Source organism: Pirellulales bacterium (genome assembly GCA_035533075.1).
Classification (GTDB): Bacteria; Planctomycetota; Planctomycetia; order Pirellulales; family JAICIG01; genus DASSFG01.
Genome location: DATLUO010000059.1, coordinates 1 through 13,006 on the forward strand (window position 1 = coordinate 1; position 13,006 = coordinate 13,006).

Consider the following 13,006-nt stretch of genomic DNA (forward strand, 5'->3'; position numbering starts at 1 on the left):
TACGGCCGCCATGCAAAAGTTGGCGGCCAGTTGGGTGTTGGCGCCGTCCTTGACGGAAGCGGCGGCCGACGAATTGAGGCGCGTCCATCACAAGCAACTGCTGAAGCACCGCGTGGGTCATCGTCCCAATCGCGTGGAACCTCGGGCCATCAAACGTCGTCCGAAACCGCACAAACTTTTGACTCAGCCGCGCGCCGAGGCGCGCGCGGCGTTGTTGTCGGGCAAGGAGTAGTGCGCGGGCGAATCGTTGACCACGGAAGGCCAGGGAGGACGCGGCACGATTGATGGCATGCTTGCGGGCAGCGGATGCACCGAGCTGGCACGTAGGCCAGCGCCGGAGGCGTTTGGTACTGCGCGCAGCCGCGGCGGTCGATTGCCGACGCGACTTGCGCCACGCGCGGCGCCGGCCGGCGCGACGCGGGCACCGCGCCTCGACCACGACCGTCGCCGCAACTCCTTGCCCGACAAGCGGCAGTGCCATTCGGGTCTGGCCTTGTTGCGGCCCGCCGATACCGTACCTGAGAGGGGATTCGGCGCAGCGCGCCGCGCGACCGGTCGCGTGCGGGACCGGCAGATACGCGCTGCGCGCCGTGCGCGCGTTGAATAAAAACAGAACGATTTGGACGCGCAGCGCGCTGCGCACTGCCGTCACGTAAGGATGTGGCAAGCACGCGCGGGACTTGGCGGGATAAAAAGTCGTTGGTGCCGCCCGGAAAGCGGTGATGAATGCCGGCCGCGTGGTGCGTCGTGCTCGGGGCCGATCGTGCCCGCGCCAGATTCTCGGCAAAAACGGCGTCAAGGCATCTACGCGTGGTGCCTCGCGCTCGGGGCCGATCCTGCCCGCGCCGCGCCAGGTTTTTGCAACCTCGCGCCGCGCGCGAAACGGGACCATGGGAGAAGTCCAATTACCGACTCCGCAACGTATGCCCCACGCGCTGCAACAAATCCCGCACCCATCACGAAGGCCCTTGGGATCGTCGTGACTTCGGTTTTCGGCACGGCTTCGCCAAGGTTGAGCGTAGTTGGCATGCTACCGGCGTGGCCGACACGAGAACCCTCCAAGCCAGCCATACGGTAGGAACCACATAGGCGGACGATCGACGGCGGTCGGTCGGCGGCGGAGCGACGTCAAGAGTGCCGATGCCGGAACTTTTCTCCAGCCAAGGGCGTCCAATAGATTGTCAGTGGTCCGTGGCGAGTGTGGCACGGTCGGGAGACTGGCATCCATCTATAGGGGGCGGTTGTGCAACTTGCACCAAACTCGTCAGTGGTCAGTGGCGCGGTTCGGGCAGGGGAGCGTGAAGGCGTTGGGGCCGATCGGCGTCGTCGTGGGCCCGATGATCGTCGCCTTCCTGCAGGCCCTGCTGAAGATGGTCCAGATCGAGCTGGAGCACCTGGGCGACTGACGAAGCAAAGGAGGGCGACTGGCGCTCGGTTGATGGATCGAGGCTCACCTTCGAGAAATGGGGGCCTGGGCAACCCAACAACAAGCAGGCTGCGGAGCACTATCTTTTGCTCTGGGTCACGGGGGCGGTCTGGTGCGACCAACCGGATCGCTCAAAACAACACGTGGCCTACTTTGTGTGTGAATGGGATGCGGGCGCCGACCTTGAATCGCGCGACGGCAAAGCCGCGGCGCGCGACTTGCCCGCAAACGTGGAGACCAATGGCCGCGACGCGTTCCAACCGCGCACGGTCTGGACAAAAGACGGTCCCAAATCGGAATTGACCGTGCTCAGCCGCCGGGGCGAGAGCTTCACGGCCAAATATGAGTTCGCGGGCGGCCTCGTGCGGCAGATCAAGGGAACCGTGAAAGATGGTCGGGTTTCGTGGCTGGCGAAAGATGTAAGTTCAACCGGTAAACCAGGCGGCGATAACGACGGGCTGCTGGCAAGCGATGAGACGGGCGAAAGAATCGATTTTGTCTGGAAGGACGATTCCACCGGAGCCTCGGGCACTTATACGTTGTGTCTGGTCAAGCAATAGCAGCGCGGTGGACCGTGTGTCGAGCATGGCATTAATGCTTCGCCCACACTTGCCGCACGGCTTCCGGAGTGTCGGCATGTTTGACGCTCGCCAACGGCGCATTGCGTTTGGTGTCGCTCGCGGGCTGAGGTAGAATTCAAGGTGCGCGGCGCGTCAACCAGGTCGATTGCTGCGGAACGAAGTGAGCATCGAGGATGATCGTCAAACCAGAATCGGCTTTATTGAACGTCGGCAGCTATCCGATCGATGACGCGGCCAGATTGCTGGGCGTTCCGAGGGCCACGGTTCGTCGGTGGTTGCAGTTGCTGATCGATGATCGGTCATCGCCCGCTCAAAACCGCACGGTTAGCTTTGCTGAATTACTGGCACTTCACATCGTGAAGTTGTTTCGCGATGCAGGCGTTCCTCTATCGATCGTCAAACGGTTGTCGCAAGCCGCAGGCACGCGATTTCGCACGCTCTACCCCTTCGCGGCAAAGCGCTTTCAGGCGGAAGGGCAAAGCCTGATTGGCGCGCTCCGCGACGAGGTGGGCATGCCGGGGGCCGGAAACGACTGGTCCCGGTGCGAAAAGGCCTTCGCGGAACGTGTTCTTCCCTTTCTGGAAGGCGTTGATTTCGAAGGGCCGCGCGGGGCCGCGCGGTATTGGCCGCTAGGGCGGGCGGGGCGAATCGTGCTCGATCCGGAACGGAAGTTCGGCGCACCGATCGACGATGAAAGCGGCGTGCCGGTCAAGGCGATTTTTGCCGCCGTCGTGGCCGGCGGTGGCCAGGAACCGCAAACCGTGGCGGAATGGCTCGACGTTTCACTTGAATCGGTGCGTGCCGCCGTGACCTTTGTGCGACGGTTCGGCTCGTGACGTATTTCTTCGATAATTGCATTTCCTATCGTTTTGCCGGGATGTTGGCTGCGCTGGACGTCGATGCGGTTGCCCTACGGCATCAGTTTTCCGAAAGCATTCGAGACGTGGCTCTGTTCGAAGGTTTGAGCGGCAGCGACGTGGTCTTCGTCAGTTGCGATTTTTCGCAGACAACGAAGGACGAAGAGCTACAGGCACTCAGACGATGCGGGATCACGGCCATCTACTTTGGCCCCTTTTTTGGCAAGCTCAAGTTTTGGCCGCAGGCGGTCTGGCTCGTGCAACGTTGGCCCAAGATCGATGGCTTCGCCGGCGGTGTCGCGCCGGGCACTTTTGCGGAGATCAAGCAAAACGGCAGGGCGATGCCGTTTCTGCCTTAGCGACAACAATTCGAGCGATTCCCGCGGAGTTGCGACCGGTTCTCGAGCGGCCGGCGATCGACGCCGGGAGCTGGCTCGACACGCTGACTTGCTTTGGTCGCTGGTCCCAAATCGCCGAAACGGCGCAGTAAGAGTGGCGGCGGGGCGGCACGAGAGAGCGTATCGACGTGCTGCCGATCTCTGCTAATATGATGCAAGACCGAAACAGGAGATTTGTTATGAACCTGCAGTGTACCGTGATGAATGGTGTGGTGGTCTTGGACCCCGGCCTCGACCTGCCGGATGGCACGCGCGTTGAGTTGGTGATCCAGCAAGAACCGCTTGCCGCGAGCACCCTGGGTCAGCGGCTGTTGAAGTTGGCCGGAATCGCGAAGGGCCTGCCCGTCGATCTGGCCGAACAGCACGACCACTACATTCACGGGACGCCGAAACGATGAAGGTCGTCTTCGCCGACACTTTCTATTACCTCGCCCTCGTCAACCCCGACGATAACCGGCACCAGGAGGCGCTGGCCTATACAGCAGAGTTCCAAGGCCGCATGGTAACGACGGCGTCACGGAGGCACTGACGGGGGACCATCACTTCGAGCAGGCCGGGTTCGTGGCCCTGTTGAAGTAAAGCCTTTACAGCCCCGCGTCGCGGAAGCGGCGCATGAGGGAGTGACGGCGGGCAAAGCGCCGGCGATAGTGCTCGATCCGCTGTTGCGCCTCGTCGATGCGGCCGCGACGGGCCGCCACGTCGCGAAGATCGTTCAACAGCGTCATGGCCGTCGCGTGCTTCTTGGCCGTCGAGGCCGAAAGGAGCGCATCGACCTCTTTCCAGGCCGCGGCCTCGCGATCGGCCAAGGCGTCGAGATGCTTCTTTCGCGCGTCCGCCTTGGCTTTCTCGGCACGCTGACGCTCGTGCGCCAGGCGTGCTTCGCGCAACCGCTCCGCGGTTGCAAGTAGTTCGGCGACCGTGCGCCCTGGCTGCTTGAATGATCTCGCGCCAGCCGCGGGCGCTTTGGCCTTCGACTCGTGAAACGCCTTCAGGGCTTCGGAGCGCGCTTTCGCTCCGTCGCCCAGCAGCAATTCCAGCAGCCAGGCGTTCTTGTCGCGGTCGCCGAGCGCGGCGGTCCAGGCGGCAAAATCGCGTTGTGAGGAACCGGCGGGTGCGGCGGTTTCCTGGTTGCCTTCTGCCGCCGCTGCGATCAAATCGATGCCGATCACCAGAAAGTCCGCCAGCGATTGAAGCGCCGGCGAGAGCTTGCCCAGCCCCGGCGGAACCGGCGGCTCGACCTCCTCGTCGTCAACCGATCCCTGCACCACCGCCCGCAACCAGCCAAGGTAAAACGGCCGGAGGTCGCCAGCCAGCAGTGCATCGCGCACGGGCCTGAGCGATGGCAAGCATGCCGCGCCCTCCACCCAATCTCCGGGCTCCTCCTGGGCCACAAACTCGACGATCAAGTTGTCGCCCGCCTCATGCAGCGAGACCACTTCGCCGTCGATATAGGGCTTGAGTTGCTTGCGGTCGAGGGCCCACTTCGGCACGCGGATCATCGTATGATAGGTGCCCCAGTTGGCCACGTAGACGAAGAAGTCGAAATACTTCTCCATCATTTTCCGCGGGTTACCACGGAAATTGCCGAAGTGATAGACGTTCGTGAACGAGGTGGGCGTGATCTCCGCCCGGCTCGACAACTCGCCGAGCTCGTCCATTTCCTTCTCGGTCAGCGGCCGGTCGATGGCCGCGAACTCGTAATACTGATATTCGCTCATGACAACTTTGCTCGAAGCGGCTGCTCGACAACTCAAGGCGTCGAAGGCGGTGGAGACAATTCTTCGCGGTAAGGCTTGGGGACATCGTCAAAGGCGGCTTGGTAGGTTGCCTCGAGGGGCACTTGCACGTAGCTCTCGGCTTCGAGGAACAACGGCGCCGCGGGCAACGGATCGCCCACGCCGAGCGCCTCCGCGAAAGCTCGCTTGACGATTCCCGCCGAATAACTGGCGACCGTAAGCGGCTTGCCCGGCGGCAAGTGGAAGTCGTAATCGGCCATTTCCGACCAGATGGCGGCGTGCATGCCGTGCGGGTCGCGAGCGGTGGGCGGGAACAGATCCACAATCAGCAAGTGAACGCCCATGCGGAGAAACTCGAGCGCCTTCTCCACGAACGATTGAAAGTCGCCGCGGCTCGATTTGTTGCCGGGCGAAACGATTTCAATCACCGCCACCACATGGCCCTCTTCATGGAACACCACGACGCGGTTGCTCCGCTGAGCATAGGGGTCGGATTCAATCGTCGCCGAAATGCCCATCTGCGGCGGCGCTTCCGCTAACGTCAAGACGCCACCGTTAGGCGAAGCCGGCGAGTTGCCATTCGCCTCGGCTCCGCGATCAATTTGGAAGTTCAAGACGTCCGGGTAGCGGCCGACGGACGCCTGCTCGACCATCGCGTAATAGCCCGGCGGCAGGATGCCGCCGTTCAAGGCCCGCTTGATGCAGATGGTCCATTCCTGGTGGAAATCGTGAAAGACGCCGGTGCGGACCCGCGTCCAATCGTGAATCGGCATACATTGGCTCCCGCCGTTGCTCTACTTGATCGACATGCCATTATATCAAGCGATGCTCAGTATAACTCTTTCCAGCCCGCCCGATAACGAAAGCCCAGGTTCAGCAGCCGGTGCAAAAGCTCCTCGAAGCCGACGCCCGCCTGGTTGGCCGATTCGGCGAAGTCCTCGCCATAAGCCAGATTCGGGTTCGGGTTCGCTTCCAGCAGATAGAGCTTGCCCTCGGCGTTCAAGCGAAAATCGAGACGCGCGTAACCGCTCAGGCTCAGCAGCCGGTAAATTCGTTTGCAAAGCTTGGGAAGCTGTTCCTCCAGCCCTTCGGGCAAGTCCTTGGCCGCCCGCGTCGTGATGCCGTTGCGCACCTGATAGTCATGGTCCCATTTCACCTTGGCGGTGGCGATGTGGGCCACGCCGTCGGGCATCTTCGTAAACAGCATTTCCCAGATCGGCAGCGTCGTCAGGCGGATGTTGCCGAGCACGCCCACGTAAAGTTCCCGCCCTTCGATATATTCTTCCACCAGCGCGTCGGTGCGCAACTGCTCCTGAACGAAAGCCACGCGGTCTTTCAGCTTTTCGTCGTTGGAAACGACCGAGGCCTGCGAAATGCCCAGCGAGGCTTCTTCCGTGGCCGATTTCACGAGCAAGGGAAACTTCAGCCGCTGCACGCGCTTGGCCACGCGGCCCATGGGGTAAACCGCGAAGTCAGGCACCGCGATGCGGTGATAGGTAAGGATTTTTTTGCTCAAGGCCTTGTCGTGGGCCAGCATCAGCCCGCGCGGATTGCAACCTGTGTAGTATTGCTGCATCAACTCCAAGTAGCTCACGACGTGCGTGTCGTAGACGGTCACGCCGTGAAACTCTTCGAGCAGGTTGAAATGGATGTCGGGCTTCCAATCGACGATGGCGTCGCGCAGCACGCCCAGGTCGTTGCTGACGCCCAGCGGCCGCACGTCGTGGCCCAGGTTGCTCAGACCCGCGACCACGTCGTACTCCGTTTTCCATTCCGCCACTTCGCTGGCGGGCAGTCCTTTGATGCTGGCCGGAGGCACGAGTGCTTCGTGCATCAGCACCAGCACGCGACGCGCTCTCATAGGGCGAACCGGTGTTGACCGTTTTCCAGATAGTTCCGGGTGTGCAGCGCCAGCAAGGCGGCCGCTTCCTCCTCGCTCTTGCGCTGCGGCTGATGGCGATAAAGCCCAAGCTGCCGGCAGCGCAGGATCATGTCTTGCAAGACCTGATCGACCGTGTATTCGTGCTCGCCCGACATGTCGGCCACCACGCGCCGCAGCTCATCCCGCGTCCGCCGCAAAAACTCGGCGGCGGTCTCGTGCGTGATGCGGCCCGGCGAAGAGGAAAACAGCCGCCGCAGGCCGCGGTCGACGCTGCCGGCGTGTCCGGCGATGAAGCGGGTGTGTTTCTCTTCGTAGTGCGTGCGCAGCGTCTTGTGGATCTCGGCCAACGGCTCCACGCGGCGGCGGGCACGAACCGCCGGCTTGCCGCCGGCGATGCCGGTCATCAAGGCCTCGACGTATTCCAGCTTTCGTTTGGCCGCCCAGCCGGCATACTCGCGATGCCAGTCGGAGTCGGCGGCCAGCCAGACCGCGAACGTCTCGGCAAAGTCTTCGGACGGATGGGCCTGGGCGTACCACGAATTGAGGTGCAACACATAGCGGCGGCTTTGGAGCCGCGGCTGATAATAATCGGGATAGGGCTTCGACGCCTTGCCGAAGACGCGCTGCCAATCGCGGCGGCGGTGAAGGCGGAAGGCCGTGTCGAGGGCGTGTCCGGCCTCGTGCCGCAAAATGCGCATGCAGCTTTCGCCGCTGCCGCCTTCGACATCGAGCATGATGTGGTCTTCAAGCTGCATCAGCCGCGGATGGGCCAGATAGAACGGAATGGCGATGCCCGGCACGCCGTCGGGCGAGAACCACTCTTCCGAGAGCCAGCAATGCGGGTGCAGCGCGATGTGCCGCGCGTCGAGCTCGGCGTAGAGCCGCTCGATCCGCGGGGCTAACTCGGTGCCTTCGATCTTCAGACCGAGGTCGGTGAAGCGCAGGTCGAGCAGCGCTTCGTCGTCGAGATGCGACCAGGCGGGTCCAGCCTTGCGGCCGCCGGCAGACGACGGCGACCTGGCCTTGGGGCGGGACTTCACTGGCTCGATACCTCCGGGGGAGCGTTCTGGTTGTCGCTTATCGTACCTTGGCCGGGCGGCCGGCAGAAGGGCGGTCGGATTCGAGGCGTCAGGCATCAGGCATCAGGCGTCAGGACGAGGGCCGCAAAGTCGCGCCTGATGTCTGACGCCTGATGTCTGACGCCTGACGCCTGATGCCTGATGCCTCCGCCGCACCCTACGCCAATCGTCGCCCACTGGTTATACTTTCAGCGAACGCCACCGCACGAGGAGATCGCGATATGAAAGCTGCTTACATCAACCAAACGGGACCGGCCGACCACATTCAATACGGCGATCTGCCCACGCCCGAACCGGCCGGCTCGCAGGTGCTGGTGCGCGTGAAGGCCGCGGCCGTCAATCCGATCGATACGTATATTCGCGCCGGCGCGGTGAAGATGGAGCTGCCGATGCCGTTCATCATCGGCTGCGACCTTGCCGGCGTGGTCGAACGCTCGGGGCCGCAGGCCAAGCGCTATCCGCCCGGCACGCGCGTGTGGGGCAGCAACCAGGGCCTGCTCGGGCGGCAAGGCACGTTCGCCGAGTTTGCGGCCGTGGAAGAGCAGTGGCTTTATCCTTCGCCCGACAATGTGAGCGACGAGCAAGCCGCGGCGATCGCGCTGGTGGGCATCACGGCGCATATCGGGCTGGTGCGCTGCGCCCACTTGGCGGCCGGCGAAACGCTGTTCGTCAACGGGGGCACGGGCGGAGTCGGCTCGACGGTGGTGCAGATGGCCAAGGCCATCGGCGCGAAGGCCATTACCACGGCCGGCAGCAAGGAGAAGGTCGAGCTGGCCCGATCGTTGGGCGCCGACGTGGCGGTCAACTACAAGACCGACGACGTCGATGCCGCGATCCGGCAGGCGGCGCCCGGCGGACTCAACGTCTGGTGGGAGACGCTCCGCGAGCCGAACTTCGAGCGCACGGTGCCGCTGTTGGCCCCGCGCGGCCGCGTGATTCTGATGGCCGGGCGTGAAGCGCGGCCCGTGTTTCCAGTCGGCCCCTTCTACACCAAGGACTGTTCGTTGCACGGCTTCGCCATGTTCAACGCGACGCCGCAAGAGCAGCAAGCCGCCGCGACCGACATCAACCGCTGGCTCTCGGCCGGGCAATTGAAGCCGCGCATCGACCGCGTGCTGCCGTTGGCCAAGGCGGCCGAGGCCCACAAGCTGCAAGAAGAGAACACGCTGCACAAGGCCGGCACGCTGGCCGGCAAGATTGTGCTCGTGCCGTGAACGGTCTATCGGCCCAACAGCTTGACGCCGGCTTTCTTGGCCGCTTTGCGGAGCGGTTCATCGAGCGTTGCGAGAGGCAAGTGTCGCCGCACTGCCAGGTCGAGGTACATGGCGTCGTAGCTGGTCAACCGGTGGGTGCGGCAGAGGGGCAGGATATGTGAAAACGACCGCAAAGGCGATTCTGTGTCGAGTTCGATATCGAGCTGAGAGATGTCGTCGATGAACTGTTGCGATTCATGCGGGGCCACACGGCCTTTGCGTTCCGCTAGAGCGATTACATTCGTCACTTCGAGAAACCACCAAGCGGGAACCAAGCCGGTCTCGGTTTCGAGACGGTTGAGAAGCTTCGTTGTTTCCTCTGTGGCCTCGTCTTTGAACAGCCAGGCCATTGCAAGCGAGCAATCGATGATGAACGCTGCGCTCATTTGCGGCCTTCCTCGATCAGGTCCTTGATCTTCAGGCCACCCAGGGTCAAGCCTTGGCTCAACTTCTGGATTCGAGCGATGGCGGCGCGGCGCTCTTCAACCGTGGCTTTCTTTGTGACCGGCACCAATCGCGCTACGGGCGTGCCATGCCTCGTGATCGTAATCTCCTCGCCCGATGCGACTTTTTCAAGCAGGTCCGAAAAATGCGTCTTCGCCTCATACGCTCCGACGCTGTTGGTTAACGACATCGCCAAACTCCTATTTAGACCAGTCTCAGACCAGAATACAGCTATTTCAATGCCGCGTCAACGGGATAGGAAGTAGCAGGTACACTCTGTGCGCCGTCCGCAAACCGCCGATTGGCCGATTGATGGTGCCCCATTGCGAGCGGTTGCGGCGTTGTCCGGCGCGCGGTTACGGCACACGGAGTGTGCCCTACTACGTTGGCCCCATTTTCCATCAACACGCCCCTGGGTAAGCTGATAGCTGCTCCTCCACCACCCGTTCCCGCCGGTTAGCGTATGGTTGTGTCCACCGCCAATCCACAGCATGTTCTTCATGCCGGCATGGTCGGCATGGGCATGATTTTCGACGAGACGTATCGGCCGTTCTTCGAGCATGTTCATGCGGCCGGACTTTACGAACCGGGCTGCGGCGTTTGCCGCGTGCCGCTGGTGGCCGTCGCCAGCCGTACCGGTGGCCGCGCCGATGCCTACGCACACTCCGCGGCCGGCAAGATCGCCGCGTTCAAAAGCTTTCGCGGGCCGGATGCGATCGGCCAATTGCTGAAGACCGACGTCGATTTTGTGTGCGTGGCCACGCCCGACGATCGGCATTTCGAGGCGGCCAAGGCGGTGCTGGCGGCGGGAAAACACCTGCTCGTCGAAAAGCCCTCGGTGTTGTCGCTGAGCGAACTGGACCAACTCGATCGGCTGGCCCGGCAGAACCGCGTGCTGGCCAAAGTGGTCTATCACAAACTGCTCGACCCCGACCACAAGAAACTGCGCACGCTCGTGGCCGACGGCGAGCTGCGGCACGTCAACAATGGCTATTGTTCGCTGCTGGAGCCAAAGTCGATCTCGGGCGGGCAGTTTGCCGAATGGATTCGCGGCCGCAATCCGGGCACCTACGTGGCGGTGCATTACATCAAGCTGATCGACTTCACGTTCGGCGGCCGCTTGACGAGCGTTGCCTGCACCGGCCAGCGCGGAATCGTGGGAGAGGCCGATGGCCCGACGTGGGACTCCGTGCAACTGCGGCTGGTGTACACGTATGACGACGGCCGTGAGGCGGCGTTCGATATTCACACGAGTTGGGTCACGCCCGACAATTTTCCCGGATATGTCGAGCAGGAGGTGCAGTTCCGCTTCGACAACGGCGTGTGGAACGGTCACAGCCGCAAGCGGGGCGTGGAGTGTACGATCGAGGGCCAGACTCCGCTGGCCCGCAAAATCACGATGAACAATCATTACAACGGCACGTTTTTGGAGCCGTGGGGCGAACGTTCGCAACGGGGCTACGGCGTGGAGGCGATCGAGCGGTTCGTGCGCGAGGTGGCCCAGGTCGAGTTCGGCGTGCCGCCCGGTGAGCGGGAGCAGCGTCTCGACCGCGCGCGGCTTTTAGCTTACAACGATCTTTCGGCCGACCGTCAAACCGTTGCCGCCGTGCAGGCAATGGAAGCCATTTTGGCGCGGCATGCGGTCGGCAAGCCGAATTGCGTTGTCGAAATGAGCGAAGCGGGCCGATTGCTGTTGTTTGAACCGGGCAAGCCCGAACCGGTGTCGCTGAATTGAGGCAACGTGTAGGGTGGGAGCGAGCGAGCTTGCGAGCGCCGGCCCACCGTAATCGAAATCGTTAACGGTGGGCCGGCGCTCGCAAGCTCGATCGCTCCCACCCTACTCATGCCACTGAGCCTTCCATAATGTCCATAACCGCAACTCCCGCCGCCATCGAACACCCGCGCGAAGAAGTCTCGAATGAGTGGCGTCGCCGTCTGGCGGCGGTCGAACCGCTGAGCCTGCGGACGTTCACGCCCAGCCTGGCCGTGCTGGCCAAGAGCGCCGGCTGCTATCATTGGACACCGGAAGGCCGCCGCCTGGCCGACTTTACTTCCGGCGTGCTGGTGATGAACTTGGGGCACAATCCGGCCCGCTGGTGGCAACGCGTGCTCAGCTATCTCGGCTTGCACGGCTTCGCCGGCTGCGGCGACTTTTGCCAGGCGGTCACGCTCAACGCCTACAACAGCGTGACGGAAGTCGAAGTACAGGCCACCGAGCGATTGTTGAAATGCCTTCAAAGCCAGCCGGGCGGCGCCCGCTGCGAGCAAGTCCTATGGGCCGCCAGCGGCAGCGAAGCCATCCAGAAGGCGCTGTGGGCCGCGCTCGACCGCCGGCCCGGCGAAGACATCATCCTTTCGACACGTTATGGCTTTCACGGCAAGAAAGGGCTGGCGGGCGCCGTGACCGGTTCGGAACAGGACCACGATCGCGATCCGCGCGTGCGGTTCATCGCCTTCCCGATGGAGGACTGCGTCGAGGTCGCGCGGCGCCGCCAGCCGATCGACCTGGCCCCCTACGAAGCCGAGCTCGCAGCGCTGTGGAAGGAGTATGGCCGGCGCATCTGCTGCCTGATCACGGAGCCGTATCTGGGCGGCGGCGGCTCGTATCATCCGCAAAAACAATACCTGCAATTGCTCCAGCGTTTTTGCCGCGAGCGCGACATCCTATTCATCCTCGACGAAGTGCAGGCCAACTTCGGCCGCACCGGCGAGCTTTTCGCCTTCACGCATTACGGCGTCGAACCGGACATCGTGGTACTGGGCAAGGGGCTGGGCAACGGAGTGCCGGTGAGTGCGGCGGTCGGCCGGGCAGATCTCTTCGCCAACATGCACTACGGCGAGGCCTCCGATACCTGGAGTGCGAACCCGTTGGCCAGCGCCGGCGTGTTGGCCACGCTTGATGAATACGAGCACACGCCCGTGTTGGAACACGCGCGGCAGTTGTCGATCGTGCTCGAAGTGGAACTGCTGCGGCTGGCGGAGCTTGAGGTGGTGGCCCACATTCGGGGCGAGGGAGTAGTGTGGGGTATCGAGTGCGCCGCGGTCGGCGAGCGTTCGGCCGCGGAGGTCGCCAACGCCTGCGTCGAGGCCTGTTATCGGGGCGACGAGGCGGGCGCCGCCATCCACTTGCTCGGCCCCTTGGCCGGCAAAGTGATTCGCGTCAGCCCGCCGTTGGTCATGCCGCTCGACGAGGCGAAGACGTATCTTGACGTGATGTACGAGATTTTCGCCGCCGTGGGAAAGCGGCTGGCGTAGTGCTTCATCGTTGGGTGGGACCAGCGAGCTTGCGAGCGCCGGCCCACCATCGTCAGGCGTCAGGGGCTAGGCAAAAGTCAATTCAAGTATTTCTG

16 protein-coding genes are annotated in these 13,006 nt (G+C 63.0%); 10 read left to right on the top strand and 6 right to left on the bottom strand.

Going from position 1 to position 13,006, the window contains the following annotated elements; genetic code table 11:
- The 7 genes from VNH11_07510 to VNH11_07540 all read left to right on the top strand — a co-directional run.
- Window positions 1–232: hypothetical protein (locus VNH11_07510; protein ID HVA46204.1), on the top strand; the 232-nt coding region annotated here is incomplete at its 5' end.
- A gap of 1,018 nt (window positions 233–1,250) precedes the next feature.
- Complete coding sequence (locus VNH11_07515) at window positions 1,251–1,406, top strand: hypothetical protein (GenBank protein ID HVA46205.1); 156 nt, start codon at window positions 1,251–1,253, stop codon at window positions 1,404–1,406.
- Between the two features lie 163 nt (window positions 1,407–1,569).
- Window positions 1,570–1,986, top strand: coding sequence for a hypothetical protein (locus VNH11_07520; GenBank protein ID HVA46206.1), 417 nt, complete (start codon window positions 1,570–1,572; stop codon window positions 1,984–1,986).
- Window positions 1,987–2,180: 194 nt separating this feature from the next.
- A complete protein-coding gene (locus tag VNH11_07525) occupies window positions 2,181–2,843 on the top strand; it encodes a MerR family transcriptional regulator (protein ID HVA46207.1) in 663 nt (220 codons plus the stop codon).
- Window positions 2,840–3,223, top strand: a complete 384-nt coding sequence (locus VNH11_07530; protein ID HVA46208.1) for a hypothetical protein — start codon at window positions 2,840–2,842, stop codon at window positions 3,221–3,223. The genes VNH11_07525 and VNH11_07530 overlap by 4 nt, the downstream gene beginning before the upstream one ends.
- A 218-nt stretch (window positions 3,224–3,441) precedes the next feature.
- Entirely contained in the window at window positions 3,442–3,660 is a 219-nt protein-coding gene (locus VNH11_07535) for a hypothetical protein (protein HVA46209.1), read from the top strand.
- Entirely contained in the window at window positions 3,657–3,791 is a 135-nt protein-coding gene (locus VNH11_07540; protein HVA46210.1) for a hypothetical protein, read from the top strand. The genes VNH11_07535 and VNH11_07540 overlap by 4 nt, the downstream gene beginning before the upstream one ends.
- A 55-nt stretch (window positions 3,792–3,846) precedes the next feature.
- On the opposite strand, the gene VNH11_07545 is transcribed toward VNH11_07540, so the two are convergent.
- From VNH11_07545 to VNH11_07560, 4 genes are read right to left on the bottom strand one after another with little or no spacing between them, the layout of a single operon-like run.
- The gene (locus VNH11_07545; GenBank protein HVA46211.1) at window positions 3,847–4,980 is read right to left on the bottom strand and encodes a hypothetical protein; all 1,134 of its coding nucleotides are present in this window, start codon (window positions 4,978–4,980) and stop codon (window positions 3,847–3,849) included.
- A 32-nt stretch (window positions 4,981–5,012) separates the two neighbouring features.
- Window positions 5,013–5,771 carry a DUF4058 family protein gene (locus VNH11_07550; GenBank protein HVA46212.1) on the bottom strand — a complete coding sequence of 253 codons (759 nt, stop codon included), beginning with the start codon at window positions 5,769–5,771 and terminating at the stop codon, window positions 5,013–5,015.
- Window positions 5,772–5,827: 56 nt separating this feature from the next.
- Window positions 5,828–6,859 carry an ATP-grasp domain-containing protein gene (locus VNH11_07555; protein ID HVA46213.1) on the bottom strand — a complete coding sequence of 344 codons (1,032 nt, stop codon included), beginning with the start codon at window positions 6,857–6,859 and terminating at the stop codon, window positions 5,828–5,830.
- Window positions 6,856–7,920, bottom strand: a complete 1,065-nt coding sequence (locus VNH11_07560) for a putative zinc-binding metallopeptidase (protein HVA46214.1) — start codon at window positions 7,918–7,920, stop codon at window positions 6,856–6,858. Before VNH11_07560 ends, VNH11_07555 begins: the two co-directional genes overlap by 4 nt.
- A 260-nt stretch (window positions 7,921–8,180) precedes the next feature.
- Here VNH11_07560 and VNH11_07565 point away from each other — a divergent pair, with 260 nt between their 5' ends.
- Window positions 8,181–9,173: an NADPH:quinone reductase gene (locus VNH11_07565; GenBank protein ID HVA46215.1), complete on the top strand. Its 993-nt coding sequence runs from the start codon at window positions 8,181–8,183 to the stop codon at window positions 9,171–9,173.
- A gap of 5 nt (window positions 9,174–9,178) precedes the next feature.
- Here VNH11_07565 and VNH11_07570 read toward each other — a convergent pair whose 3' ends face one another.
- Window positions 9,179–9,598: a type II toxin-antitoxin system VapC family toxin gene (locus tag VNH11_07570; GenBank protein ID HVA46216.1), complete on the bottom strand. Its 420-nt coding sequence runs from the start codon at window positions 9,596–9,598 to the stop codon at window positions 9,179–9,181.
- Window positions 9,595–9,846, bottom strand: a complete 252-nt coding sequence (locus VNH11_07575; GenBank protein HVA46217.1) for a type II toxin-antitoxin system prevent-host-death family antitoxin — start codon at window positions 9,844–9,846, stop codon at window positions 9,595–9,597. The genes VNH11_07570 and VNH11_07575 overlap by 4 nt, the downstream gene beginning before the upstream one ends.
- Before the next feature lie 273 nt (window positions 9,847–10,119).
- Between VNH11_07575 and VNH11_07580 the strand changes: the two genes are divergently transcribed.
- Both VNH11_07580 and VNH11_07585 read left to right on the top strand, forming a co-directional pair.
- Window positions 10,120–11,391, top strand: coding sequence for a Gfo/Idh/MocA family oxidoreductase (locus VNH11_07580; GenBank protein HVA46218.1), 1,272 nt, complete (start codon window positions 10,120–10,122; stop codon window positions 11,389–11,391).
- Between the two features lie 128 nt (window positions 11,392–11,519).
- Entirely contained in the window at window positions 11,520–12,911 is a 1,392-nt protein-coding gene (locus tag VNH11_07585; protein ID HVA46219.1) for an aspartate aminotransferase family protein, read from the top strand.
- The last annotated feature ends 95 nt before the right edge of the window (window positions 12,912–13,006 follow it).

Bases quoted from the DNA above. Each gene is read 5' to 3' on its own strand.
- VNH11_07525 (HVA46207.1), top strand. From the start codon at position 2,181: ATGATCGTCAAACCAGAATCGGCTTTATTGAACGTCGGCAGCTATCCG.
- VNH11_07535 (HVA46209.1), top strand. From the start codon at position 3,442: ATGAACCTGCAGTGTACCGTGATGAATGGTGTGGTGGTCTTGGACCCC.
- VNH11_07540 (HVA46210.1), top strand. From the start codon at position 3,657: ATGAAGGTCGTCTTCGCCGACACTTTCTATTACCTCGCCCTCGTCAAC.
- VNH11_07545 (HVA46211.1), bottom strand. From the start codon at position 4,980: ATGAGCGAATATCAGTATTACGAGTTCGCGGCCATCGACCGGCCGCTG.
- VNH11_07550 (HVA46212.1), bottom strand. From the start codon at position 5,771: ATGCCGATTCACGATTGGACGCGGGTCCGCACCGGCGTCTTTCACGAT.
- VNH11_07555 (HVA46213.1), bottom strand. From the start codon at position 6,859: ATGAGAGCGCGTCGCGTGCTGGTGCTGATGCACGAAGCACTCGTGCCT.
- VNH11_07565 (HVA46215.1), top strand. From the start codon at position 8,181: ATGAAAGCTGCTTACATCAACCAAACGGGACCGGCCGACCACATTCAA.
- VNH11_07570 (HVA46216.1), bottom strand. From the start codon at position 9,598: ATGAGCGCAGCGTTCATCATCGATTGCTCGCTTGCAATGGCCTGGCTG.
- VNH11_07575 (HVA46217.1), bottom strand. From the start codon at position 9,846: ATGTCGTTAACCAACAGCGTCGGAGCGTATGAGGCGAAGACGCATTTT.
- VNH11_07580 (HVA46218.1), top strand. From the start codon at position 10,120: ATGGTTGTGTCCACCGCCAATCCACAGCATGTTCTTCATGCCGGCATG.
- VNH11_07585 (HVA46219.1), top strand. From the start codon at position 11,520: ATGTCCATAACCGCAACTCCCGCCGCCATCGAACACCCGCGCGAAGAA.